At 40.4% G+C, this 23,458-nt stretch carries 13 protein-coding genes; 5 read left to right on the top strand and 8 right to left on the bottom strand.

Going from position 1 to position 23,458, the window contains the following annotated elements:
• Positions 1-15: 15 nt before the first annotated feature.
• From H5125_RS11580 to H5125_RS11560, 5 genes are all read right to left on the bottom strand, one after another.
• Positions 16-1,218 (bottom strand): HD-GYP domain-containing protein, encoded by a 1,203-nt coding sequence (locus H5125_RS11580; protein WP_182744305.1) that lies wholly within the window; start codon positions 1,216-1,218, stop codon positions 16-18.
• Positions 1,219-1,374: 156 nt separating this feature from the next.
• Positions 1,375-1,896, bottom strand: a complete 522-nt coding sequence (locus tag H5125_RS11575; RefSeq protein WP_101088068.1) for a DUF2919 domain-containing protein — start codon at positions 1,894-1,896, stop codon at positions 1,375-1,377.
• Positions 1,897-1,950: 54 nt separating this feature from the next.
• Positions 1,951-3,963, bottom strand: coding sequence for an NAD-dependent DNA ligase LigA (gene ligA, locus H5125_RS11570; RefSeq protein WP_182744304.1), 2,013 nt, complete (start codon positions 3,961-3,963; stop codon positions 1,951-1,953).
• Between the two features lie 101 nt (positions 3,964-4,064).
• Complete coding sequence (gene zipA, locus H5125_RS11565; protein WP_101088064.1) at positions 4,065-5,129, bottom strand: cell division protein ZipA; 1,065 nt, start codon at positions 5,127-5,129, stop codon at positions 4,065-4,067.
• Positions 5,130-5,150: 21 nt separating this feature from the next.
• Positions 5,151-8,585, bottom strand: a complete 3,435-nt coding sequence (locus H5125_RS11560; protein WP_101088062.1) for a chromosome segregation protein SMC — start codon at positions 8,583-8,585, stop codon at positions 5,151-5,153.
• Between the two features lie 160 nt (positions 8,586-8,745).
• Here H5125_RS11560 and cysZ point away from each other — a divergent pair, with 160 nt between their 5' ends.
• Entirely contained in the window at positions 8,746-9,519 is a 774-nt protein-coding gene (cysZ, locus tag H5125_RS11555) for a sulfate transporter CysZ (protein WP_101088060.1), read from the top strand.
• Positions 9,520-9,789: 270 nt separating this feature from the next.
• Positions 9,790-12,174, top strand: a complete 2,385-nt coding sequence (locus H5125_RS11550; RefSeq protein WP_101088224.1) for a carbohydrate binding family 9 domain-containing protein — start codon at positions 9,790-9,792, stop codon at positions 12,172-12,174.
• 113 nt (positions 12,175-12,287) lie between these two features.
• Here the strand turns inward: H5125_RS11550 and H5125_RS11545 are convergent, their stop codons facing one another.
• A complete protein-coding gene (locus H5125_RS11545; RefSeq protein WP_174839635.1) occupies positions 12,288-13,514 on the bottom strand; it encodes a response regulator in 1,227 nt (408 codons plus the stop codon).
• 37 nt (positions 13,515-13,551) lie between these two features.
• Positions 13,552-14,673: a beta-ketoacyl-ACP synthase III gene (locus H5125_RS11540; protein ID WP_101088058.1), complete on the bottom strand. Its 1,122-nt coding sequence runs from the start codon at positions 14,671-14,673 to the stop codon at positions 13,552-13,554.
• Positions 14,674-15,058: 385 nt separating this feature from the next.
• Here H5125_RS11540 and cysK point away from each other — a divergent pair, with 385 nt between their 5' ends.
• Both cysK and H5125_RS11530 read left to right on the top strand, forming a co-directional pair.
• The gene (gene cysK / locus H5125_RS11535; RefSeq protein WP_101088056.1) at positions 15,059-16,024 is read left to right on the top strand and encodes a cysteine synthase A; all 966 of its coding nucleotides are present in this window, start codon (positions 15,059-15,061) and stop codon (positions 16,022-16,024) included.
• Between the two features lie 331 nt (positions 16,025-16,355).
• On the top strand, positions 16,356-17,249 hold the full coding sequence (locus H5125_RS11530) for a LysR substrate-binding domain-containing protein (RefSeq protein WP_101088054.1): 894 nt from the start codon (positions 16,356-16,358) through the stop codon (positions 17,247-17,249).
• A gap of 66 nt (positions 17,250-17,315) precedes the next feature.
• Here the strand turns inward: H5125_RS11530 and focA are convergent, their stop codons facing one another.
• Positions 17,316-19,007, bottom strand: coding sequence for a formate transporter FocA (focA, locus tag H5125_RS11525; protein WP_182744303.1), 1,692 nt, complete (start codon positions 19,005-19,007; stop codon positions 17,316-17,318).
• A gap of 1,490 nt (positions 19,008-20,497) precedes the next feature.
• On the opposite strand from focA, the gene H5125_RS11520 reads away from it, so the two are divergent.
• Positions 20,498-23,371, top strand: coding sequence for a TonB-dependent receptor domain-containing protein (locus tag H5125_RS11520; RefSeq protein ID WP_101088049.1), 2,874 nt, complete (start codon positions 20,498-20,500; stop codon positions 23,369-23,371).
• The last annotated feature ends 87 nt before the right edge of the window (positions 23,372-23,458 follow it).

Genomic DNA, 23,458 nt, shown 5'->3' with positions numbered 1-23,458 from the left:
TTACGACGTTAAATTTTAATGATTGAAGTTATTGAAGTAAAAACTAATTGGACTATTGGCTTGCAATGTTTTAATGGCACCCTCAGATAATTCGTCTAATTTCATTACTTCTTGAACTTGAACATCTTCGTTAATTAAAAAACGAAAACTAGGTTCCCCCCCACTGAGGTTACATGACCACACATGTGGCTGTTTTACATCGGCAGTTGTCATCATCACCTTAGCGATGCTTTCGTCGGTTAAGCGCACTATAGTGCCTGGAGGATAAATACCTAATATTTTGACTAAAACCGAAATTAAATTATCACTGTGTTTACTGCTGTGAGTTTTAAATAAAATACCCAGTGCAACTTGTGGCGTTTGGTATTGATGTAACAGTGTTTCATAGTCATTAGCTAATGACACTATTTGGGTGGTGGGTAAAATTTTAGCTTCGGTCAGATTATTAGGAAAACCGCTACCATCAATAAACTCATGATGATGCAACACTATGTCTAACATGGCTTCAGGAAATAATCCGGTGCGGTTAAGCATCTCGTGGCCAAAGTTAGGGTGCATTTTTAAAAAGTTAATTTCATGGTCAGTTAACTCACCACGTTTTTTACGCCGGATTGCCTCTGGGACTTTTAACTTACCAATGTCATGAAACAAACTGCCTAATGCAATGTCACGAACCTCTTTTTTAGACAGTGATAATGTGTGGGCAATCATCATAGAGATCACCGCAACTGAAATACCATGTTGAGTAACACTAACATCTGTTTCGCCACTGCCCACGAGCGTTAAATGAGGGGTTTCACTTTCATATAAATGATCGACTAAATCTTCGACTAAGGTGGCAGCTTCACGATAAGCACCTTCAGGATCGCTGACTATTTTACCAAAAACGGTTCGACTATCGTTAACCGATTTTACAAAGCGCTGTTGGCTAACTCGCATACTTTTTTTAGCCAAAGGTCGATAATCAATTTCTTGTTCAACAACCTCTTCTGGTGGCTCAATTTCAACGGGCTCATCAACTTTAGGCAGCAAATCATGGCCATCAATCACGTAAACAAATGACACATCGAGACCTTTGATCATCTCTATTTGCACTTGTTGTTCAAGCTTTACTTTACTGCGAAAAAAAGGATGGTTTGTCCATGACAAAGGCAGCTTAACGGTTAACCCGATAACCATTTGCGAAACAGGTATTTGTGTTAATTCTGTTTTAGCCAAAGTACTGATCCTTTTTCACATTAGCCAAGTTATGGCCGAGATGATAATGTCATTTCTACGCTAACATTTTTGAAATAGAGCTATGTGTATCAAAGTCATACATTTTAATGTTTTTGGAAACCAATAAATAATAGTGTATTTATACCAAGTCGTACATTATTTCGTATCTGGCTTAATCTCATCATCAGATATGGTTTCGACTTGCACAGTACTATCATCAGGGGTCCAGTCGGTAAAATAGTAATATAACCGCTTTGATTTGAAGACATATATAACTGACCAAAACAGAAAAAGTGCATCAATCGAATAGCCAATTTTAAACAAATAGTCATCGTGCATCATACGTTGGAACAAAAATAGTCCATCAATAATGAGTAATCCCCACAAAAACCAAGCACTACGTCTAAACAAAGGTATTAATATCGGCCAGCTGCGTTTACGCTCGGCAATAATAAGTCCATAAATCAGTATCGCCCCGACACCAGCAATTAGCGCCGATACAAAATCGCTTTTTTCAGGATAAAATAACCTTACTAAACCAGCACGGTCATTAAACTGGGTTAAGGATGCAATAAAAATACACCAGCCACGGGCTAAAAAGACCAAAATCAAATACAAAAATAATGGCGGTTTTATATGACCACGATCATCTAACCAAGTAATATTACTAAAATTCACAATAAACTCTTATCGGCATGCACCAGCATAAATAAAGCAATACTAGTTTTCATGTTAGTTAGCCGCATTTAATAAATCCATCAGAGCTTGTTCATCTATCACCTTAACGCCCAACTCTTCAGCTTTTGCTAATTTAGAGCCAGCTGCTTCACCAGCAACAAGGCAATCAGTATTTTTCGAAACACTGCCAGCCACTTTGGCGCCCAAAGCCTGTAATTGGGCTTTGGCATCGTTACGATTAAGTTGAGTTAGCGTACCAGTTAACACCCACGTTTGCCCTTTAAGACTAAGCTGCGATTCGTCAGCTTGTTCAATAACAGGCCAAGTAATGCCGGCTTCAAGCAATTGCTCTATTACTTCAATGTTATGTGGCTGTGCAAAAAATTGTCGAATGTGTTTTGCTACAATGTCACCAACATCAGCGACTTCGAGCAGTTGTTCAACGCTAGCAGTTCGAATACGCTCAAATTCGGCAAAGTGTTGGGCTAAATTAGCGGCGGTAGCTTCGCCGACTTCGCGGATCCCAAGACTATATAAAAAACGCGCCAATGTAGTGGCTTTAGCGTGTTTAATCGCCGCGACAATATTTGTGGCTGACTTCATCGCCATGCGATCTAACATCGTGATGCTAGAAGCGGTCAGGGAAAACAAGTCTGCTGGCGTTTTGACCAGTTCTTTATCAATTAATTGCTCAACGATTTTATCGCCCATGCCATCAATATTTAATGCTTTACGGGATGCAAAATGTTTAATCGCCTCTTTACGTTGCGCTTCACAAAAAAGTCCACCACTACAACGCGCTACAGCTTCACCTTCTAAACGCTCAACAATGCTTTGACACACCGGACAATGTTGCGGAAAGATAATATCTTGCGCATCATCTGGACGCTGTTCTGGCACGATAGCAACAATTTGTGGGATAACATCACCTGCGCGGCGAATAATCACTGTGTCGCCTATTTTCACCCCAAGACGGGCAATTTCATCAGCATTGTGCAAGGTCGCGTTAGACACGGTCACGCCACCGACAAATATCGGTTTGAGACGGGCAACAGGGGTAACAGCACCCGTTCGGCCAACCTGAAAGTCGACCGACTCTAACAAGGTCATTTCTTCCTGGGCTGGAAATTTATAGGCGATGGCCCATCGAGGGGCTTTAGCGACAAAACCAAGAGTTTGCTGCTTAGCAATGTCATTGACCTTTATGACGACGCCGTCGATTTCATATTCGAGCGCACTGCGTCTGGCCATAATATCAGCGTAATATGCATAGACTTTTTCTAATGAATCAGTCACTTTCACTTCACTACTAACGGGAATACCCCATTGTTGCAACTGTGTCAGTTGGCCATAATGGCTTGTTTGCATCGGTTGTGACTCGCCTTCGACCACACCCAATGCATAAGCATAAAACCCAAGTGCCCTTGAAGCAGTAATTTTACTGTCTAATTGGCGTAAACTACCGGCTGCAGCGTTACGAGGATTAACAAAGACTTTGTCACCTTTGCTGATTTGACGCTGGTTTAATGCCTCAAAAGCCGCTTTAGGCATAAACACTTCGCCACGGACTTCAACTAAATCTGGAAATCCTTCACCGCGTAACTTAAGAGGAATTGAACGAATAGTGCGTACATTTGCAGTAATATCTTCGCCAACGCTACCATCACCTCGCGTTGCGGCGCGTTCAAGAACGCCGAAACGATAAGTAATACTCACGGCCAAACCGTCGAGTTTAGGTTCGCAAACATAATCAACGCTATCGACTTTATCCGTTATACGCTTATTAAAAGCAGCGAAATCAGTTTGTTCAAATGCATTGTCGAGACTTAACATCGGTTTAAGATGGGTAATTTGAGCAAATTTTTGTAATGCTATACCACCGACGCGTTGTGTCGGTGAATCTACCGATTTAAATTGCGGATAGTCACGTTCTAACTCAGTTAGGCGCTTAATTAATCTGTCGTATTCAGCATCGGGTATTGACGGAGCATCATCAACGTAATAACGAATATTATGTTGGTTAATGGTGTGAGTAAGTTGATCCATTTCAGTTTGAATAGCGTGCATTGTGGCATCCGTCATACAGGTTGTAACCGTGATTTGCTTGATAAAGTGTAAAGGTATAAAACAATTAAGGCCGCTGCTGCGGCCTTAATAAAAACATCAACCTACGCCGCATTGAGTCGTCGTAAATAATCTTTTTTGGTTGCATCTGACCAAGTTTGGCGTTGTCCATCCAATAATTCAGCACCGAGATCCTCGGCAATTTGATAAGCCGAGTTCAGCATAATGGTGAAGTTCATCAATGGATCGCCATAGCCAGGTAAGGTCATAAACAACACCACACCTTGGGTGACAAATTGTTCCATATTATCCGGGTCAAATATCCCAGGCTTTAACATGTTAGCGAGTGAAAATAGCACCTTGCCAGTACCAGCATTGTCGATGTGGCGATGAAAAATATCCATATCACCAAATTTGAAATTGAGCGACAACAAACTTGGCAATAATTCTGCGCCTTGGATTTGCTCGCCTGCTTTAGCAACAATGTGCAGTACTAATACATCGGTCGGCTCTACAGGTTCATTTACTGGAGCATCTGCTTTAGAGGTAATAACCTCAGATTTAACCTCTACTTCAGCTTTAACCGCTACTTCAGGGCTAACATCCACTTTTGGCACCGCGGCTTGTACCGTTGGCTTAGTGGGTTCTGGTCTGGCGGCGACAGGTTTACCTGTGTAACTTTCTAATTTGGCTGTACTGGTTGAAGTATTGAATATCTTTTTAGGGGTATTCATTGACGTACTTGCCGTAGGAGCAGGTTTAACATCGTCTTCAACAAATAAGCTTTGTTGCGCAGGCTGTACTACTTTAGGTTGAATATGTTCTGGCTCAGTTTGGTGCGGACCAGGCTGACGCAGTGAGTCTTGTAAAGGAGTATCGGTGAGCTTAGTTGCACCTGAGTGTGGTTTTTGACTTAAATTGGTCTTTAATACAGGCTTAATGACTACATCTTCAACCTCACCGGGTTTACGTACACGCACTTTGCCAATGCCATCGGCATCAAAACCTTCAGAGTCTCGACGTTTAGCTTGGTCTTTATAAAATCCTGCCATCGGACTTTGTTTCATAGATTTAGGTTGTTGTTTGCGAATCGACCAAAAACCGTGCACTAACACCGCAATAATTGCGATCGCGCCTAATACGAACAACACCAGTTGTAGATCTTTCATTAGATTCCCTGTCTTGCAAATTTATACCGCGTCTGCCATGGCGACGGCGGCTTCAATGTCCACTGCGACTATTCTTGAAACGCCAGGTTCATGCATAGTAACGCCAATAAGTTGATCAGCCATTTCCATTGTTATTTTATTATGACTGATATAGATAAATTGCACACTTTGTGACATTTCTTTCAGTAACCGACAAAAACGTTCGACGTTGGCGTCATCCAAAGGTGCATCTACTTCATCTAGCATACAAAAAGGTGCTGGATTCAGTCTAAAAATGGCAAAGACTAATGATAAAGCGGTTAACGCTTTTTCTCCACCACTAAGTAAATGTATGGTGCTATTCTTCTTACCTGGCGGTTGCGCCATAATAGTAACACCCGTTTCAAGCAGGTCATCACCGGTTAATGCCAAATAAGCTCTTCCCCCACCAAAAACTTTAGGAAATAGCAGCCCTAAATCATGGTTTACCGTTTCGAATGTGGCTTTAAAACGGCTTCGGGTTTCTTTATCTATCTTACGGATAGCGTCTTCTAAAATCGCTAATCCTTTATTTAGGTCGTCATCTTGACTGTCTAAATAAGCTTTTCGCTCTCGTTGCGATTCAAATTCTTCAATGGCTGCAAGGTTGATAGCACCTAAACGTATAATGTTCTGTTTTACTTTTTCAAGCTGTTGCGACCAAACATCAACAGATGCATGTTCAGGTATGTCGGCAATGACCTGTTGTAGCTGAATTTGCTGTTCTTGCAGCAATTGCAGCTGCCCATTAGCCTGCCCTTTTAAGCCCTCACGACGTAACTTTAACGTGCTTATCTTTTGAGTCAAGTCTTGTAACACTACAAGCTGTTGTTTTTGCATCAATACTAAACGGTCTAAACTGGTTTGAAGCTCTGCTTGTTGAGACCGATTTTGCTGTAATTGCTGCTGTAATGCTTGTTGCTGCTCGAGTGCTTGCGCCAGTTGTATTGATAATTGACTTAAATCATGTTGACCTTGTTGTTGCTGATTGTCGAGCAACATTTGTTGTAACTGAGTCAATTGACTGACTAATTCTGTCTGTTTTTCATGTTGTTGCTTTAATTTTTGTTCACTCAATGCTTGCTGGGTAGCATGTTGTTGCACTTGTGCTTGCAGCTGTTTAACGCTATTTGCAGCATCGGTGCGAGTAACTTTGGTTTCACGCAATTTAGCTTGGCTTGTTTGCCAAGCTTGTTGAGCAACATCGTGTTGATTCATTGCTTGCAACAATACATCTTCTTGCGTTAGCACTTGTTCTTCAAGGGCATCGACATGTATTTGTTTATCACCAATTTGCTGTTCAAGCTTGGCGATTGATTGGCTGCATTGCTGTTGCTTATCGCGTTTCTCAACGGCTTGTTGAGTTAAACTCGTCACCAAAGAGTGCAGTTTTGTCTGCTCTATTTGCAACTGATGACAAGCCTGTTGGCATTGATTCAGCTCTACCTGAGTGGTCGCGGCCCGTTGAGTTAACGATGTCAGAGATTGTTGAGACAATAGCTGTTGTTGCTCAAGTTCTATTAATTGCTGGCTTAAGCTTGCTCGCTCTTGGCTCAGTACAATAGCGGATTGCCCTGCCTGAGTATGATTGAGCACAAAACCATTGCCTATCAAGTAACCTTCTTGAGTGGCAATATATTGCTCAGGAAGCAATGTTGGTAATAACTCCTTTGCTTCACTGAGACTGGACGCCCACACAACATGTTGTAACCATGGCGTTAAATTAACTGGGGTTGTTAAAGCAGGATACGTCACTTGATGCTGTGGTTCAAAACCCACTGTAGGCGGATAAACGCTCAATGAAGATGTTTGCCCCAACCCTAGAACAGGTAATTGACTTAAGCCTTGTAACACTTTATCGACCGCTTTCTCCCAGCCAGGCACAACCTCAATAACTTGCCATAATTGTTGGCCATCATCTTGAGTATGATCGGCCAGTAACTCATCAATAAATTGCAATCGAGAATGATGACGAGTGACAGTTTGCTTAAGGGTTTGATAAGCATCACTCGCTTCAGTGACGGCTTGTTGCTGCTCAAGTAAGGAAAGCTCAAGTTGACTGTACTGCAGCTGTTTATCATTTAGTTGTTGTTCAACATTAGCTAATTCTGCCGTGCTGTTTTGCAACTGCTGTTGGTTGTCTTGCTGAGCTAAAACAGCTAACTCTGTTTGTAATTGAGCTAAGTACTGTTCGTTTTGAACCAAACTTTGCTGTTGATGGCTGAGCGTCGATTGGCTCAGTGCCAACTGCATTTTGTTAGTTGCTAAGATCTCAGCATATTGGGTTACTTGTTGCTGCTGATCATCACACGCTTCTTCGATAGCAAAAACTTGCTCATCGATTTGCTCAAGCACAATACTCGCCTGTTCATAAGCGGGTTGGTGAGTATCCAATTGCGCAACCAATTGCTGATGAGTATCGGTCATGCTGATAATATTATCGTCAGCTTGTTTGATTTGCTGTTGTAATACTTGAATTTGCTGCTGTAACTGAGAGTCTTGTTGCTGCTGATGAGCAAGCTGCTGTTCAAGCTTGGTCATGGTATTACCGGCTTGGTAATATTGCTCTACTAGCTTATGTTCAGCATCACTGAGCTCAGCCAATTGCTGTTTCACCTGAATAACACTGGTGTCGCCCTGCTGTGCGGTTTTGGCTAACGCTTCAGATTTAAGCTCACCTTCGGCCGTTTCGGCATCAAGTCGGTCTGTTTGCTGCAACAATTGCTGATAGCGCATCACTAATAGTTGACTATGCAACTCACGTTCACTATTTTTTAATTCGCGATACTGCAGAGCAGCTTTTGCTTGTTGCGATAATTTGTCTAATTGAGCACCGAGTTCAACTCGAATATCGTTTAAACGTTCGAGGTTTTCACGGGTATGACGAATACGGTTTTCGGTTTCACGGCGACGTTCTTTATAACGCGAAATGCCTGCAGCTTCTTCAATAAACACTCTTAATTCTTGAGGTTTAGATTCGATTAAGCGTGAAATAGTACCTTGCTCGATAATGGCATAACTACGCGGCCCAAGACCCGTACCCATGAATAAGTCGGTTATGTCTTTTCGACGACATTTTTGACCATTAAGGAAATAACTTGATTCACTGTCGCGGTTAACTTGTCGCTTTACCGAGATTTCTTGATAACTGGCATATTGTCCAGTGAGCCTTCCCTGAATGTTCTCGAATACCAGTTCGACACCCGCAACAGAAATGGGTTTGCGTGCCGATGAGCCGTTAAAAATAACGTCGGTCATCGAATCACCGCGCAAATGCTTTGCTGAACTTTCGCCCAGCACCCAGCGCACGGCATCAATCACATTGGATTTCCCGCAGCCGTTAGGGCCAATAATCGCTGATAAGGCGTTATCAAATGGGATTTTAGTTGGGTCTACAAACGACTTAAATCCAGCAAGTTTTATTTGTTTTAATCTCATGTTGCCAGTTCAGGTACGCATTAAAAGGAAAAAGCAGCTCACTTTAGCAATTGAGCAGCTTTTTGTAACGATTTTTATCCTTTTGACACAGTTTATCACTTGTTTTATTGTGCTTGGCTCGTCAAAATCAACAATATAAGTCACAAAATAGGCAGTCTCAATGGTTACCAATTCAATAATCGCCAAGAAAAGTGGTGTGAATTATTTTATCCAAGGGTTTCAATTAATTAAACAACCGGGTTTGCGCTCATTTGTCTTTATACCGCTGATGATCAATTTAGTCTTATTCGCCTCAGCGATGTATTTTGCACTAGGACAATTAACAGCATTATTTACCTGGATGGATGGACAACTCCCAGAATATCTAAGCTGGTTGAATTTTTTATTATGGCCATTAGCCGTACTAACAATGCTAGTGGTAATGTCATTTTTATTCAGTTCCGTAATGAACTGGATTGCAGCGCCGTTTAATGGTTTGTTGGCCGAAAAAGTCGAGCAGCATCTCACCGGAAAAAGCTTAAACACCGGCGGTTCAGTCGATATGATCAAAGATTTGCCGCGAATTTTTGGTCGAGAATGGATTAAGCTAAAATACTATTTACCACGAGCATTATTGTTTTTAGTGTTATTTTGGTTGCCGATTATCGGCCAAACTGCAGCGCCCATTTTATGGTTTTTATTCACTGCGTGGATGATGGCAATTCAATATTGTGACTATCCATTTGATAATCATAAAGTGCCTTTTGATGATATGAAGTTCGCCCTCAAAAATACTAAAGGATCTAGTTTTAGCTTCGGTGCTACCGTGACAGTGTTTTCAATGATACCGATTGTAAACTTTATCGTTATGCCGGTAGCCATTTGTGGTGCAACCGCTATGTGGGTCGATAAATATCGTGACGCCTACAAAAATAGCAGTATTGCCCCAGATTAATCTGTAGAGAATTAATGCTTAGATGCATGGATGCATGGATGCATGGATGTATGGATGCTCCAACAGTAGACCAGCTTAGATTGCAGCGCCTCAAGACAAGCCCGATAGCGACTATCGGGCTTTTTTATTACATTCACGCAAGCTAATTTAACATTCAGTAACAATTTAGTGATGATTTTAGTACAAGTCGGACCTACGTTTTAAGGACTTTTTTGCGACAATAAGACAAATAACAAAAAATAAAAAAGAGTAAAAGTGATCAACGACTTAATGCCAACTAGCAGCTTAACCCCAATCAACCGATTAACCCGCACCTGTGACGTTATATTCACGTTAGCATTGGTAATATTAAGCAGTTTATTATCTTTTGCTGCGTTTGCGGGGTCGAGCCAGCAATTTCATCTCGACATCCCGACCATCAATGAAGATATTGAGCTTGATGGCGACTTTAACGAGCCTGCATGGCAACATGCTACCGAGGTAATACTGCGTTATGAAACCTCTCCTGGAGAGAATACCGCTGCACCAGTGACAACCACAGCTAAAGTCTATGCGTCGAACACCAGCCTATATTTTGCGTTTACTGCCCACGATCCTAATCCGGACAATATTAGGGCAAATCTACGTGATCGAGACAAATCCTGGGGCGATGACATGGTGGGTATTAAATTGGACACCTTCAATAATGCTCGTTTAGCCTACCAATTTTTTATTAACCCTTATGGCGTCCAAAGTGATTCCATAGAAAATGAACTCACAGGCCAAGAAAGTGATGCGTGGGATGGGATTTGGTATAGCAAAGGTAAACTGACCAAAAACGGTTTCCAAGTTGAGGTACAACTCCCTTTAAGACTGTTTAATTTTGATGACAGTAATCCAATTCAAACTTGGGGCATTGAGCTTATTCGCTTTTATCCTCGCAATGAAACCCATCGCTTATCCACTCATAAAATCGACCGTAACGTGTCATGTCAGTTATGCCAATTAGGTATCGCATCGGGTTTAGCCGGCGCAACTCAGGGTAAAGACTTACAACTCACGCCCTCTATTGTGGCAAATCAAGGCCAGCAACGAGACGTAACACAAGCCCAACCTTGGAGCGATGACAGTAATGTCGATGTTGGATTAGATTTACGTTGGGGGATCACACCGACTACCTTACTTAACGCCACCATTAACCCAGACTTCTCTCAAGTGGAAGCCGATGCGGGTCAGCTAGATGTTAACAACACATTTGCACTCTTCTTTCCTGAAAAGCGCGCCTTTTTCTTAGATAACAAAGATTACTTTGATACCCAATTAGATTTGCTACACACCCGCAATATTAGCTCGCCAGATTATGGTTTAAAATTGACCAGCAAAACCGACAACCATACTGTTGCAATATTGGCGGCCAATGACACTCAAACCCAGTTTTTAGTCCCTGGCAATTTAAGTTCTGATGTGGCGATATTAGATCAGCAAAGTCATAACATGGCGGCTCGTTATCGATTTGACCCCAGCAGAGAGTTTTCAATCGGTGGCCTGGTGACCTTAAAACAAGCGGATGATTATCATAACTATGTTGCCAGTGTTGATATAAAGTACCAACCGACGAAACAAGATACTTTTACCGCACAATATGCGCATTCACAAACAGCTTATCCGGACGATTTATTCACTAACTTTTGCAATACGGATGATTGTTTACAACCATCTGAACGATGCGAATTTGGTGATTGTAATATTAACGAACGCGTTTTACGCACCCATAAAGACGATAATTTTAACGACAACATGTACGCGGTTAGTTATCAACACGAACGCCGTAATTGGTATGCCAGTACTCACTACGAATCTACAGGTGATGATTTCCGTGCCGATCTTGGCTTTATCGACAAAATTGATGTCGCAAAATTTGTTGCTGGCGGTGGCTACATCTGGTATCCAGACAATCATTTTTTCAGCAAAATTAACCTCGGCGGCGATTGGGACATTACTCATAATCAAAACAACGAACGACTCGAGCAAGAAACAGAAATGTATATCGAGTTTGACGGCGGGCTTCAAAGTTTTATCGCCACAGGGATAGTGCAACGACAACGAGTGGGCAGACGCCACAATCCGAGCATTATTGATATAGAGAATAACACTAGTGAATTTAATGAAACCTTAGGTTGGTTTTACACCAACTTCACTCCTATTGGATCGCTGAAATTAGAACTAGATGTTAACTATGGTGATGACATTGATTTCGCTAATGACAGGCCTGCAACTATCACTATGTTGAATCCGGGCATCGAATGGAAATTAACCGAATCATTAGTGCTTGATATATCACACCGCTACCAGACATTAGACGTCGATGATGGTCGTTTATTTACCGCTAATCTCAGTGATATGCGCCTCAATTGGCAGCTGACGCTAAACAGTTTTATCCGCTTAAGCAGTGTGTATACTCGCATAGAGCGCGACCCTGACTTATATCGTTACCAACGTCCAAATACACTGTATCAAGATATTGGTAATGAATTGCTCTATGGCTATAAACTTAACCCCCAAAGCGTGTTTTATCTCGGTTATTCAGACGCATTTATTGCTAATGATGACATCGACTCGTTAACCCAAGACGAAAAAACCTATTTCATGAAACTCAGTTACGCTTGGCTGCTTTAGGCATAACCAATAGGTTTACAATTAACCTTGTCGGGACAGCCATCGAGGCAAAAAAGCCGTTGATACTCAAGTATCAACGGCCTTATATTAGCTAACTCATCAGATGAAGTAACTTACTGAGAAACAACCTTATTGCGACCTGCATTTTTAGCTTTATACAGCAACTCATCGGCACGTTGCAGTGCATGGTCTAATGTTTCATTACTCAAGGTAGACACGCCGCAACTAAATGAAACAGACAAATCCCCTGCCGAGGTCATTATCGGGTTGCTTTCACATTGTTCCCGAAATTTATTCACTAGTAGGCTAGCTTTAATGGCATCTAAACCTTTAAAAGCAACAACAAATTCTTCTCCACCAAAACGCGCTACAGTAAAGTTAGCTCCAAAGGCGTTTTCTAAGCGTTGCACAAATTCAATTAACACTTCATCGCCGACATCATGGCCATAGGTATCATTGATTTTTTTAAAAAAATCAATGTCTAATAGTGCCACTGATAGCAGTTTCTGTTCCGAATCATTTTGTTGGTATTGACCAAAAAAATAACGCCGAGTGTAGGCTTTAGTTAAATAATCACGATTGGCTTTACGCCACAAATTACGCATCATATCGAGTGAATCAAGGGTGTTAAGCACTCGACAATGAAACTCTTCATGCACAAACGGTTTTTGTAAAAAATCATTAGCGCCGTTTTTAATAAACTTTGCCGACAAACTTTCATCATTGTCATTAGACAAACCAATGATAGCGATATCTTCACGGTTAAACTGCTCACGTACCCGCAAAACAAGTTCAACACCATCAACCTTTGGCATGTTGTAATCAGTAATAAGCAACTGAATATCAGGCTGCGCCTCTAATACGGCTAATGCTTCTTCACCATCATTGGCTTCAATAACTTTGAACAAATGCTGTTCAAGTAGCATTTTTACAAACTTACGACTCACCAGCGAATCATCTGCAACCAATACTTTAACGTCTTGATTGCGATAAAGTCTGTCAATTAACTTGACCACATATTGATAACTGTGACGTTTATCTTTTGGGATATAGTCAACGATGCTGAGTTTCAAGATTTCTCGACGTTGAGCAGCATCTAGATTACTAGTCAGTACGATACAAGGAGTCGAATACGATGCCACTAACTTGACAATATCGCCGTCAGAAGCATCGGGTAAATTTAAATCTGCAACCACTACAAAATATTGATTTTTTTCTAAAAAAACCAATGCACTCGACATATCAGGTGCGATATCCACATGGTATCCAAGATCCTGAACAATCATGTGTTTTAATATTTTCGATACCGTGGTGCTATCTTCTACAATCAACACTCGCAATATGGTCACCTTTATTATTGTCTCGTACTCGAGCTATCTAACACTTTTCAAGTACGATACTACCGATAGAGTAGCCTGCACCAAATGAGCACAACAAGCCTAAATCACCTGTTTTAAAATCGTGGTTAAATTTATGAAAAGCAATAACCGATCCCGCAGAAGCGGTATTGGCATACTCATCTAATACAATAGGCGCTTGAGTTGGTTCAACATTATCACCAAGAAGCTTCTTCACTACAAACAAATTCATGTTTATATTGGCTTGATGAAGCCATAAGCGCTTAAATTCTTCAGGCTTTATTTGTTCATCGGTAAATTGTGCGTCCAAATGCTGGTAAATCATCGGCAGTAGTTCTTTAAATACTTTACGACCTTGCTGATGAAACAGCTTATCTGCCGTGGTTGCATTTTCAGGGTCGCAGCGATTAACAAAGCCAAAGTTACTGCGAATATTACTAGAATATTCGGTTACACAGCGCGTAGACAACACGTTAAAGGCAAGTTTTGATGTAGATAACTCTTCGCGTTCAACCACGACTGCAGTAGCAACATCACCAAAAATAAAATGGCTATCGCGATCGCGAAAGTTGATTTGCGGCGAGGTTAACTCAGGATTAATGACCAACACTCTATTAGCTGTGCCGCCACGAATAGCGTTAACGGCATTCACAATTGCAAACGTAGCCGATGAACATGCCACTAACATGTCATAGGCAAAGCCCTTGGTGCCCATAGCTTGTTGGATTTCAATGGCAATAGCTGGGTAAGCTCGTTGGGTATAAGCACACGCCACAATAACCAAATCGATATCTTCAGCCGTTAAGTTTGCTTGTTGTAATGCTTGGTTCGCAGCTTCAATACCCATCTCGGCTTGCATAGACAAAGATTCAGAAGGTCTATCTGCAATTAATGGCATCATAATATTGGTATCAAGAATACCGTCTTTTACCATGACATAACGGCTTTTAATCCCAGAGGCTTTTTCGATAAACTCACTTGACGAATATGCCAACGCTAGCGTGGTCCCGGCCTCAATTTCGGCCGAATGCTGTTGATTAAACTGGTCAACATAACTATTGTAGCTATTAACTAATTCGTCGTTAGAGACACTGTAAGGTGGTGTATATAAACCACTGCCTGAAATCACAACTTTATTCATTTTACTCTACCATTTTTAGTGAATGAGTTAGCGAAAGTTCATTGAGCGCCAAATACATCGATATGGATCACTGAAGGTTTTAACATCGCTTATCGACGACCTTACTGATCAATTGCGTGGCACGACAGAGAAACATTTTGCTGATTAACGCTATTCTAGTATTTTATGATTTAATCTCGTCATACTAAATTAAATTTGTTTGATGGTCAGACCATTGAGTGATGACAATTGACTCCAAAAGCCTAATATAGCAGCATCTATAGGGTTTTTAGAATAAAAATAAACCCCTTAATAACTAAAAAGCATAAAGAAGAACAAACTTTCACTTCTAAATCCTGCTGAGCAGATTATGATTAGACGATGCAACCATAGGAGCAAATAATCCATGAGCAAAATTTTCGAAGATAATTCATATACTTTAGGCAACACACCGTTAGTTCGTTTAAACCGCGTTAGCAACGGTAAGGTGTTAGCAAAAATAGAAGCACGTAACCCAAGCTTTAGTGTTAAGTGTCGTATTGGCGCTAACATGATTTGGGATGCTGAAAAGAAAGGTATACTCACCAAAGATATCGAGTTAATTGAACCTACATCAGGTAACACCGGTATTGCACTTGCTTATGTTGCTGCAGCACGTGGTTATAAATTAACCTTAACTATGCCAAATACCATGAGCTTAGAGCGTCGTAAGCTACTGAAAGCATTAGGTGCAAACTTAGTGCTCACAGAAGGCGCTAAAGGTATGAAAGGTGCCATTGATAAGGCTGAAGAAATTCGCCAATCTGCGCCTGAAAAATACCTAGTGCTTGGCCAATTTGATAATCCTGCTAACCCTGAAATACACGAAAAAACCACTGGTCCAGAAATCTGGAATGATACCGATGGTGAAGTTGATGTATTTGTGGCCGGTGTTGGTACTGGCGGAACCTTAACAGGTGTAAGCCGTTATTTAAAAGCACAAGGCAAAACCATTACCTCTGTTGCTGTTGAGCCAGTTGATTCTCCGGTTATTGCGCAAGCATTAGCAGGCCAGCCAATTCAGCCAGGTCCACACAAAATCCAAGGTATTGGCGCAGGTTTCATCCCAGGCAACCTAGATTTATCTATTATTGACCGCGTTGAAGCGGTAACCAACGAAGAGTCTATTGAAATGGCTCGTCGTTTAATGAAAGAAGAAGGTATCTTAGTCGGTATTTCTTCTGGTGCCGCGGTTGTGGCTGCAAATCGTATTGCTGCATTACCAGAGTTTGCTGATAAAACTATTGTGGTTATATTGCCTTCAGCTGCTGAACGTTATTTATCAACGGCGTTATTTGCTGGTGAGTTTAGCGATAGCGAAAACGTACAGTAATAGATTGCTTGAATAGACTCTACATTTGTCTATTATAAAAACCAGCTTCGGCTGGTTTTTTGTTTCATCTCCATTTTGTTTCATCTCCATAATAAAGCCTAAACGTTGCTCAACTAAAAAAGCATCATGCTCATCGCATATATTGCTAACTCCTTGTCTAATTTCGATAAATAATTATTTATTTGTACTAAAAACTAAACCTCAGTTGCAAAGTTGATATAAGTCGCTTGCCTATGCAACAGCCTTCCGTTTTACTTATTGAAGTAAACACTAGTAAACATCAATTTTATTGATACTTAAATGATTCATAAAACGGAGCTATTACGCTGATATGAAATACTCGCTTAAACAAATTACCGTTTTTGATGCTGTGGCCAGTCTTGAAAGTGTTAGCGCAGCTGCCAGAAAGCTATCGATGACCCAATCAGCGGTGAGTATGTCACTTTCTCAGCTAGAGAATTTACTAGACCGTCCGCTGTTTATTAGACAAGGCAACCGACTAACCCTAAGCCATTGGGGCAATTGGTTAAGGCCCAAAGCACGCCAATTACTTCAAGATGCACAACAAATTCAATTTGGCTTACACGAACAACACATAATTAGTGGTCAATTTAAGTTATGTTCGAGCCAAACTGCAGCAGAATATTTATTGCCAAACTTAATCAGCAAAATTGATAATGATTTTCCAGAATTAAGGATTGATCTTGAGGTTGAAAACACCGAACACGTTGTTGAAGGATTAATTAACTACGACTATGACCTTGGTATTATTGAGGGGCGTAACGACGATAGCCGCTTACATCAAGAAAAGTGGATTGATGATCATCTTGTGGTAGTTGCCGCGCCGCACCACCCTTATGCCAATGCTGAAAAAATTAGTTTAGCGCAATTGGAACAAGCAAAATGGGTGCTTAGAGAGCAAGGTGCTGGTACCAGACGCATTTTTGAAGGAGCTATCCACGGTGTGCTTGAAAAACTCAATGTGTGGAAAGAATACGAACATGTACTGCTGTTAAAGGCATTGGTCAGAAATGGGTCTTACTTAAGCTGCCTGCCCCATATTACCGTAGAGCAAGATGTTGCTGAAGGTAAGCTGGTTATGATTGATACACCACAGCTTAACCTACAGCGTCAATTGTCTTTTGTATGGCGCAATGATGCGGGTGATAATCCGCTTCGTGATTGCGTCCTAAATGAAGCAAGACGCATGAGTAAAACGCTTTAATGGTATTTGATAACGCCTTTACTTAACCATTAGATGGCTTGTGAAAGGCGTTATCGATTGAGTTGACTATCCCATCACCGAACAAATTTTAGTAGCTATCTGTTCTCGAGTAATAACTCCAAGCAATATTCCCTCATTTACAACAGGAAAACTACTCGGTTTATTCGCAGAAGCATGTCTTAAACGTTCTTCATAACTCATAAAGCGGCTACCGGTATACATTCCGCTAGCGGTAACAGGAAACAACTTCTCTCTGTCGACAACCATTAACTCAACAAGATCGGCAATTTTATCGTTGCCAGATACGGTCATCACTTGCGTCTGCATTAAATCAGCAACATGACTGTTAATGTGTTTGTTATATTCTTCTGACCATAAGCATCTTAATAAATCTTGTTGAGATACAAATCCTAATAAGCGATTTTGTTTGTCGACAACTGGTGCTCCTCGTTCTTGCGCAGCAGTGAGTTGCATCAGTCCTTCATGAATAGAGAGTTCTGGTGATAATGTAAAAGGTGTCGCTTGCATTAATTCACTGACAGTAAGATTAATAATTGATTTAGGCATAGCAGTTCTCCCATTCGTTTTTAGCGAAGGTGTAAGGTTAGATTCATGGTGGATTTGGGTTAATACTGAATGTGATTTGGAAAAATCTGTGGTCGATTGACTGACCATTGGTCGACTTGATATTGGTACGTTAGGTATTGGCTTATCTGAATTAGGCTGGTTAGAAGCAGACTTATTTGACATAGCCTGGTTTGGCATAGCCTGGTTTGAAATAGCCTGGTTTGACATATGCGCGTCAATCGCCGGAATACATTCAGCTAATGCCAACGTGGCTAACGCCATAGGCGCTGTATGATTAGCATTAGAGTGTTTTAATCGTTCGATCATTAAATAAGCAAGACCGACAAATAACGCACCGCCGACGATGTTGCCTAACGTGACAGGAATAAGATTATTAAACAGAAAATGCATTATTGTGATATCAGCAAACTGGCTTGCGGGTACACCAATAGCGTTAAAGAAATCCACCGATGCAAATTGCTGCAACATGATCCCCAGCGGCACCATAAACAAGTTAGCGATACTGTGTTCAAAACCACTGCTGACAAACATGGCAACGGGTAGCATCAGTAAGAAGGCTTTGGTTAGTACGTCTTTACTGGAAAACGTCATCCAGACACCTAGGCACACCAAAACATTACATAATATGCCCAAAATAAATGCTTGGCTCCAATCATGATGTATTTTGTGTTGCGCAATATTTAATGCATTCAAGCCCCATTGACCATCATTGAGCAGGTGCATTTTAGCCCCTAAAATCAACAACAACATCAACATAGCGCCAATAAAATTGCCAACATAGACCCGAGTCCAACACATCAATAAATCTCTAGTAGTAACCCGTTTTTGAGCCCATGCAACACTGCTTAAGACTGTGCTGGTAAAAAGTTCCCCCCCACAAATAACCACTAGAATTAACCCTAAGCTAAACGCTAAACCACCAATAAAGCGCACTTGCCCCCAAGGACCAATTGTTCCGGTCGTTACCGTAATATAAAAAACAAAAGCCAACGCAATAAAAGCACCGGCAAAAATAGCTAAACCGAATGACTCAAGGTGCGACTTAATGACTTTAGATTGCCCGTATTGTTCAGCTTGCTGGCACATGTTGATAACTGCACTATTCGCAGCGTCTTGTGTGTAAGCACTCTGTATCGGCACTGTTGAAGTTTTTGTTGTTAAAGCAGTCATAAACTACATTCCAAATAAACTAATGGTTATTCTTTGGCTGCAGCATAAATATTGTAGGAACAGTGAGACATGTATTATCACTCTACTATTCATGGCGGCCTTCTTGTCGAAACATAAGACTACCTTTGAAATAATCAGAATAAAATCTGATAATAATGATGGCAACCATCAATAATATTGATTCACAATTCGTAATACCAACATCTGAAAAAATAGAATGATACCGATGGTAAAGTTGATGGAAGAGTTGATGGAAGAGTTGATGGATTGATCACTGATAGTGGTATTTTTATTGGTACTGATACTGATACTGATACTGATATTGATGTGAATGTAGATGCCAGCACTGATGTGCAGTAACGGTTATTCGTAGTTATCTCGCGATGCAATGTAAACCATTATGTTTGCGGCTGTTGAGTCTGTTAAATCAGTATCGTGTCAGCTTTTATACACTTAATCCGCAGTTACCCCAAAGTCATGTCGCAGGTTCATCGTTGTAATCTTAGACCTAACTATTATTGACTGAGCTAAAACGGTAACCCGTGCAAAGTCTATCTATACTGCTCACCGTTAATGAAGAGAAAGATATCATAATGGGTATTTACTCTGTTTCCGCTATTACGATAGATAATCATATGCCTACATTTGCCAATAAAAAACGGCAGTAGCCATAATTTATGTTGCAGCGTTCTATCTACATGAGGCTTTATCATCGATGTTATTTGCTGATTTATTTTGTGATTATAAAAACCTACGCTAGTGAATCAGGATTTTATTAGCCATTAAAAATGATGGATAGTGTTCAATATTAATGGTGCTTATGGACAGTACTTATGAATAGCGCTTATTGATAAAGTATCTGCAATGTTTCTTACTAGTCTTTTTTGTTTATAAAAAACTCATCTATGACAATCATCTATGACAATCGACATCATGCTAAACATAATAACGAAGCGCATAAAAAACCACTTAAAAATCATTAATATTCAAATAATGAATAATAATCTATTATCAACGAAGGTCAAAACCTAGATTTTTTTACGTAAAAACCACATTAATTAAACTCATGAAAAAAATTTATAATATGTTAAATCGGTAATTTACCTAAAAAAAACGCTAGGTTATAATTTTTCATATAAAAATTAAAAATAATTTATGAACATTATTTTAACAAATTAAATTTCGGCAGCCACAAATAACACAACAAACCAATATATTAAAAACCATTTATTAACAACACAAACTACTTTAAATAACATTGTAATCTTGATGCTTACATTATTACAACTTATTGGCGTTTATGATGTCGAATTGTTAATAAAAATGAGCTTAATTGTATATACCCAGCTAATTACCAACCAGATGGCCTGATATTGTTTTTTTATTTAGGTGTGCTTATATCGATAGCTGTGTAACTTTGTTTCATTTTTATATTAAAAATGATCTGAATGATTACACCATAATAAAAAAACATTTTAGGGAGTTAAAATATGCAAGTTAATTCGCATTTAGCCAAAGCTATTCGCTTTGCGCTAATCAGTGGTGTCGCTGTTTCTGCAGCAACCACATTCAATACCTTTGCAGCAGAAGATCAAGCTAATCCAGCATCAACTGTTGAAAGAATATCGGTAACAGGCTCACGTATTATTCGTGAAGGTGCTGTTGCACCAACGCCGGTTACAGTAATTACTGGCGACGAGTTATTATCAACTGGTGTAACAAATATTGGTGAAGCGCTAAACCAATTACCTGCACTAGGTAACACCTACTCACTTGCCAACTCAGGCCGCTTTATTGGTACTTCGGGTCTTAACTTGCTCGATTTAAGAAGCATGGGTACCGCCAGAACACTCGTGTTAGTGGACGGTAAACGCCATGTATCAAGTTCTGCAGGTACTTCTTCAGTCGACGTCAATACCATTCCAAGTGTATGGATCGATAGAGTAGAAGTGATTACCGGCGGTGCATCTGCAATTTACGGTGCTGATGCGGTAACCGGTGTTGTAAACTTCATTTTAAAGAAAGATATTAATGGCTTAGATGTATCAGCAACCAAAGGTTGGGCTGACGATAGTGGCCACAATAAAGACCGTTTCTCATTATCTTATGGTTCTGATTTTGCCCAAGGTGATGGTAATGTTGCCTTTGCGGTTGAATACAGCGCTCAAGAGCAATTAAGAGCATTTGATCGCGATCAGACTTCAACTGCTTTTTCGAGCCTAGCAAATAAAAACCGCACTGAAGATAACAATGACCCATCAGATCCAGACAAAATATGGACTCCTAACGCCGGTCACTACACGATTAGTAATGCCGGTACCTTCAATTTAGATGGTTGGAAAAGCTTTAATCCTGATGGCTCATTAAGCGATGTTTATAGCGGTCAAAATGTTGATGGTATTCGTTGTGCAAATTGTGATGTCACTAACTTAAACCAGTTTGTCGAATTACAACCAGAATTCGAACGTTACAATATTAACTTTAAAGCAAACTACCAGCTTAACGATAATCATAACGTTTATTTTGAAGCTAAATACGTTAACAGCCAATCAACAGATGAAGGTCAACCGGCATTTTTCTTTGGTAACCCGGTCAACGATATCAAAATTGATAATGCTTTTATCAATCCTGAGCTGGTTGCTTTAATGAAAGCAAACAAAGATAGCGACGGTAATTCAGCGCCATTAGATACACTTAATATTCGTCGTTTTATGACGGACTTGGGTGCGCGTATTGAAGATGATACTCGCGAAACTCAACGTTATGTTATCGGTCTTGAAGGTATAGTATTCCAAGATTGGGATTACGATGCCTATGCTATTTATGGTCAAACTGATTTAGAGCGCGTTAATAAAAATAACTTAATCTATGACAATTACACCAACGCCCTTGATTCTGTATTAGAAAACGGGATTGCAGTATGTCGTGATCAGTCAGCTAGAGATGCAGGCTGTGTGCCAGTCAACATTTTTGGTTTTGGCGCGCCAAGTCAAGATGCTATTAACTATATTAATACCGCTTCAACTGGTACATCGATTATTAAGCAAACCGTATTAGGTGGCTCACTAACTAACTCTAGTTTATTTGAATTACCTGCCGGTTATGCAGGCTTCTCTACTGGTGTTGAATACCGTAAAGAAGAAAGTGAGATATTTGAACCTTCAAATGCAGCAGGTACTTTCTTCAATGCATTGGGCGAAGATAAAGGCGATTTTGATGTAAGCGAAATTTTTGCTGAAATCACGCTTCCTTTGCTAGCCGATTTACCAATGGTACGTCAGCTAGACTTAGATCTTGCAATACGTTTTGCTGATTACAGCACCATTGGTAATGCAACAACATGGAAAACGGGCTTAAGCTGGGAAGTTGATGATCAGATCCGCGTTCGTACTACATACTCAGAAGCTATTCGTGCACCTAACATCAGTGAGCTTTATGGTGCTGCAAGCCAAACATTCTTCTCTGTAGATGACTCTTGTCGTGCTAAAAACTTAAATGATCTAGCTGATCCAACTCAACGCCAGGCTAACTGTGCGGCGCTAGGGATCCCTGCTGGTTTTGACGCTGATTACGACGATAAAACCCTTGAAGGATTAAGTGGTGGTAATCGCGAGCTAAAAGCAGAAGAATCGAAAAGTTTCACGTTAGGAATTGTTTATCAACCTGATTTTATTGATGGATTATCGATCACTACCGATTATTGGAATATCGAGATCGAAAATGCAATCAGTGCTGTTGGTGCTCAAGATATTATCGACCGTTGTGTTGATTCTCCATCTGGTGTGAATAACGAATACTGTAGTTTGATTACTCGTGATTCAACTAGCCACGAAATTACTCAAATTAGACAGTTCTCATTAAACATTGCATCTCTTGAAGCTGCTGGTATCGACTTTGATATTGGTTATAACTTTGAAGCCTTTAGTGGTGATGTACGCACTAACCTTATTGCGACTCGTCTATTAAAACGTAAAGACTTTTCATTCCAGGATGAACCAGATACGTTTGAAGAACTTGCAGGCACGGCAGGCTATGCTGAATGGCAAGCAAACTGGAGCCTAAGTTACTCAATCGATAGCTGGGATGTTAGCTGGAGAACGCGCTATGTTGAGGGTGTAAGCCTTTATACTGATAAGGAATTAGCCTTAAACGCGAATCCTAATAGCAACATGGAATTTGACGATTACTTTATCAACGACATGGCAGTTGCATACAACTTCGATTCAGGTATTCGTTTGAAGTTTGGTATCGATAACGTGTTTAACCGTGAACTACCATACGGTTATACAGGTACTGATACTACAAGCTCAGCTTATGACAACGTAGGTCGCTTCTTCCATACTACAGCCTCTTATAAGTTCTAAACTATTCGTTATAAGCGATAGGTTTATTGATACAACGGCATCTTCGGATGCCGTTTTTTTATCCATTCATGTTTATCAATTTCATGT

The organism is Shewanella sp. SR44-4 (genome assembly GCF_014163715.1).
Taxonomy (GTDB): domain Bacteria; phylum Pseudomonadota; class Gammaproteobacteria; order Enterobacterales; family Shewanellaceae; genus Shewanella.
This window is presented reverse-complemented; position numbering and strand designations above follow the sequence as displayed.

What these genes read in the sequence shown, in the direction of transcription:
- zipA (WP_101088064.1), bottom strand. Translation starts at nt 5,129, where the DNA reads ATGAAAGATCTACAACTGGTGTTGTTCGTATTAGGCGCGATCGCAATT.
- H5125_RS11530 (WP_101088054.1), top strand. Translation starts at nt 16,356, where the DNA reads ATGAAATACTCGCTTAAACAAATTACCGTTTTTGATGCTGTGGCCAGT.
- cysK (WP_101088056.1), top strand. Translation starts at nt 15,059, where the DNA reads ATGAGCAAAATTTTCGAAGATAATTCATATACTTTAGGCAACACACCG.
- H5125_RS11520 (WP_101088049.1), top strand. Translation starts at nt 20,498, where the DNA reads ATGCAAGTTAATTCGCATTTAGCCAAAGCTATTCGCTTTGCGCTAATC.
- H5125_RS11540 (WP_101088058.1), bottom strand. Translation starts at nt 14,673, where the DNA reads ATGAATAAAGTTGTGATTTCAGGCAGTGGTTTATATACACCACCTTAC.
- focA (WP_182744303.1), bottom strand. Translation starts at nt 19,007, where the DNA reads ATGACTGCTTTAACAACAAAAACTTCAACAGTGCCGATACAGAGTGCT.
- H5125_RS11550 (WP_101088224.1), top strand. Translation starts at nt 9,790, where the DNA reads ATGCCAACTAGCAGCTTAACCCCAATCAACCGATTAACCCGCACCTGT.
- ligA (WP_182744304.1), bottom strand. Translation starts at nt 3,963, where the DNA reads ATGCACGCTATTCAAACTGAAATGGATCAACTTACTCACACCATTAAC.
- cysZ (WP_101088060.1), top strand. Translation starts at nt 8,746, where the DNA reads ATGGTTACCAATTCAATAATCGCCAAGAAAAGTGGTGTGAATTATTTT.
- H5125_RS11560 (WP_101088062.1), bottom strand. Translation starts at nt 8,585, where the DNA reads ATGAGATTAAAACAAATAAAACTTGCTGGATTTAAGTCGTTTGTAGAC.